The 3507-nt window shown below is 71.8% G+C and carries 4 protein-coding genes; 3 read left to right on the top strand and 1 reads right to left on the bottom strand.

The features are described 5' to 3' along the window. Positions 1-66 precede the first annotated feature (66 nt). From ACWEJ6_RS26510 to ACWEJ6_RS26500, 3 genes are all read left to right on the top strand, one after another. The gene (locus ACWEJ6_RS26510; protein WP_352327373.1) at positions 67-465 is read left to right on the top strand and encodes a DUF3224 domain-containing protein; all 399 of its coding nucleotides are present in this window, start codon (positions 67-69) and stop codon (positions 463-465) included. A gap of 108 nt (positions 466-573) precedes the next feature. Continuing rightward, positions 574-1635 carry a flavin-containing monooxygenase gene (locus ACWEJ6_RS26505; protein ID WP_452427003.1) on the top strand — a complete coding sequence of 354 codons (1062 nt, stop codon included), beginning with the start codon at positions 574-576 and terminating at the stop codon, positions 1633-1635. A 5-nt stretch (positions 1636-1640) separates the two neighbouring features. Beyond that, positions 1641-2180: a DUF1697 domain-containing protein gene (locus ACWEJ6_RS26500; RefSeq protein WP_452427001.1), complete on the top strand. Its 540-nt coding sequence runs from the start codon at positions 1641-1643 to the stop codon at positions 2178-2180. On the opposite strand, the gene ACWEJ6_RS26495 is transcribed toward ACWEJ6_RS26500, so the two are convergent. After that, complete coding sequence (locus ACWEJ6_RS26495) at positions 2177-3487, bottom strand: class I adenylate-forming enzyme family protein (protein WP_452426999.1); 1311 nt, start codon at positions 3485-3487, stop codon at positions 2177-2179. The two genes, ACWEJ6_RS26500 and ACWEJ6_RS26495, sit on opposite strands and share 4 nt — an antisense overlap. Positions 3488-3507 lie beyond the last annotated feature (20 nt).

Genomic DNA, 3507 nt, shown 5'->3' with positions numbered 1-3507 from the left:
CCGACGGCCGACGCATAGCGCCCAGGGTCAGGGGTAGCGAAAAAGAGAGCAAAAAAGGGAGCTGACATGACTACCCAAGGTAAGGGCTCGTACCAGATCACCGGTTGGGACGAGAAGCCCTACGAGGAGAAGAAGGGCCAGCCCAAGCTCACTCAGGCCCACGTCACCAACGCCTGGACCGGCGACATCGAAGGCGAGGGGCAGGCCGAGTACCTGATGGCCTACGCCAGCGACACCGAGGCCAGCTTCGTCGGCCTGCAGAAGGTCGTCGGGAGCGTCCGCGGCAAGAAGGGCTCCTTCGTGCTGCAGGCGACGGGCACCTTCGACGGCGGCGTGGCCAAGGCCGACTGGTCCGTCGTGCCGAACTCCGGCACGGAGGAGCTGAAGGGGCTGAGCGGCAAGGGAGGGTACGTCTCCAAGACCGACGGCTCGGCGGAGGTCACCCTCAACTTCAACCTCAAGTAGGCGCTGCACGCAGTCGGGTACGCGGGGCCGAGGGCTCCGCGTACTCGCATGTCAGGAACTGCTCAGTGTTGAGCAGACCGCCTCGCGCCCGCGCGCGACGATGGCCGCATGGACACTGAAGTGATCGTCGTCGGTGGCGGCCAGAGCGGGCTCGTCGCGGGCTACTACCTGAAACAGGCCGGCATCCCCTTCGTCATCCTCGACGAGGAACCGCGGCTCGGCGAGGCGTGGCGGCAGCGCTGGGACTCCCTGGAGCTGTTCACGATCGCCGAGTACTGTGCCCTGCCCGGCCTGCGCTTCCCCGGCCGGAAGAACCGCTTCCCCACCAAGGAGGAGATGGCCGACTACGTCGAGGCGTACGGCGAGGAGTTCGACCTGCCGGTCAGGCTCGGCACCCGCGTCACCTCCCTGGAGCCGATCGAGGGCGGCTACCGGCTGGAGACCACGAAGGGCACGTACGAGGCGCCGCAGGTGATCATCGCGACCGGCGCCTACCGGGTGCCGAAGGTGCCCGAGCTCGCGGGCCGGCTGGACCCCGAGGTCTACCAGGTGCACACCGGCCGCTACCGCAACCCGTCCCAGGTGCCGGGCGGGACCGTCGTCGTGGTCGGGGCGGCGAACTCCGGCGCCCAGATCGCGCCCGAGCTGGCCGCCGGCCGCCGCGTGCTGCTGTCGCAGGGCTCGCCCCTGCCGCACTTCGGCCGCCGGTTCCTGGGCAAGGGCCTGCACTGGTGGGGCGACAAGTTCGGGCTGATCGCCAAGCCGCTGATGGGCGAGCGCGACCGGCTGCACAAGAAGACGATCCTGGTCGGGCCGAGCCTGAAGAAGCTGGCCAAGCGGCACCGCTTCGAGCTCGTGGGCCGCACGGTCGACGCCGAGGGCCGCACGATGCGCTTCGAGGACGGCCGCTCGGCCGACGTCGACGCCGTCGTCTGGGCGACCGGCTTCCGCTACGACTACTCCTGGGTGCACGCGCCCGTCCAGGACGAGGGCGGCGGCATCACGCAGGACCGCGGTGTGACCGCGTCCCCCGGACTCTACGTCCTCGGCATGCAGTGCCAGCACTCCTACGGTTCGGCGCTCATCTGGTGGGTAAAGGACGACGCGGCTTATCTGGTCGAGCGCATCAGGCAGTTCCGTCCCCAGGCGGTGGCGGGCAGAAGGGGTTGAGCGACATGTCCAGGCAGGTGGCGCTGCTGCGCGGAGTGAACGTCGGCGGCCGGAACATGGTGAGCATGGCCGAGCTCCGCAAGCTGCTGGAGGGCCTCGGCTTCGAGGACGTCAAGACGCACCTGCAGAGCGGCAACGTCGTCTACACCAGCGGGAAGAGCCCCGACAAGGCGGCGGCCGAGATCCAGGCCGCGCTCGCCCGCGACCTCGGCGTCTCGGTGCCCGTCCTGGCCAGGACGGGCACCGAGCTGGGCGAGATCCTCAAGGCCAACCCGCTGGGGGACGTCGCCGCCGACGACGCCCTGCACCTCGTCACGTTCCTGTCGGACAAGCCCGACGCAGGGCCGATCAAGGCGCTCGACCCCGACGCCTTCAAGCCCGACGTCTTCAAGCACGTCGGCAAGGAGATCTACGTCTGGTGCCCCGACGGGGTGCGCAACACCAAGCTGTCCTACTCCTTCTGGGAGAAGAAGCTCGGCGTCACCGCCACCGCCCGCAACTGGAAGACCGTCTCCAAGCTGCACGAGCTGGCCACCGCCGGTTAGCCCGCCAGCTCGCGCTTGAGCGTCTTGCCGATCGGCCCGCGCGGCAGCGACTTCGCGACCACGTACCGCGCCGGCCGCTCGGCCGGGTCCAGCCGGTCGGCGGCGAAGGCGCGCAGCTCGTCCTCGGGCACGGGCGAGCGCAGCACGACGGCCGCCGTGACGCCCCGCGGCCCCTGGACCGCGGCGGCCTCGACCACCTCGGGATGCCAGTGCAGGGCGTGCTCGACCCGCAGCGAGGAGATCCGGCGCCCGCCGGCGGTGATGACGTCGGCGGCCCGGTCGAAGAAGCGCAGCCGGCCCTCCCCGTCCAGTTCGCCCAGGTCGCCCATGTGGGTCCAGCCGTCGCGGAAGGTGCGCTCGTCGGCGGCGGCGTCGGTCAGGTACCAGCGGCGGGGGGCGGCCGAGCGCAGGCAGATCTCGCCCGCGTCGGTGACCCGCACCTCGGTGCCCGCGCTCGGGCGGCCCAGCAGCCCCTCGTCTTCCGGCGTGGGCGGCGTCTCCACCGGGCGGTGCACGAAGGCGGGGGCCGACTCCGTCGAGCCGTAGCCGATGACGATCCGCACGTCCGGCAGCGCCTCCATGAGCCGGGCCACCGTGGCCATCGGCACCGGCGCCGAGCCCAGCATGAGCGCCCGCAGGCCGGACAGGTCGTACCGCTCGTGCCAGCCGTGCGCCACCATCCGGGTCGCGGTGGACGGCGGGACGATCGCCATCGGCACCCGCAGCTTCTCCAGCATGCGGGCCACGTTCTCCGGCCCGAGGTCGGTCAGCACGTGCGTGGTCGCCGGGGCGGTCATCGCCGTCATCAGCGCGCTGTGCCCGGCGTTCGTGCCCAGCGGGACGGCGGCCAGCACCCCGTCCACGCCGGTGAACAGCTTCCCGCGGCCCTCGTGGCCGTAGGTGAGGTTCGCGACGGGGACCGCCACGGCCTTGGGGCGGCCGGTCGTGCCCGAGGTGTAGAGGATCTCGGCGACGTCGTCGTCCCGGGCGCCCGCCGCGTCACCCAACGGGCCGGGCAGCACCTGACCCACCCCGCACTCGGCCAGCCGGGCGCGGACCTCCTCCTCCGGCAGCGCGGGCGGCAGCCCGAGCACGGTGCCGCCGGCCAGGTGCACGGCCACGGCGGCGACCGCGTGCCCGATCCAGTCGTCGTGCCGCAGCGCCGTCCTGACCGGGGCCAGCCGGGCGGCCAGCTCCTCCGACCGGGCGGTCCAGTCGGCCACCCGCAGCTCGCGCTCGCCGTCCACGACGAGTGCCACATGATCGCCCCGACGGGCGCTGACCAGTTCTGCCGGGTTCGTCGTCATGCGGCCGATGGTAGGAAGCC

The organism is Nonomuraea sp. NPDC004702, assembly GCF_053601695.1.
This window is presented reverse-complemented; position numbering and strand designations above follow the sequence as displayed.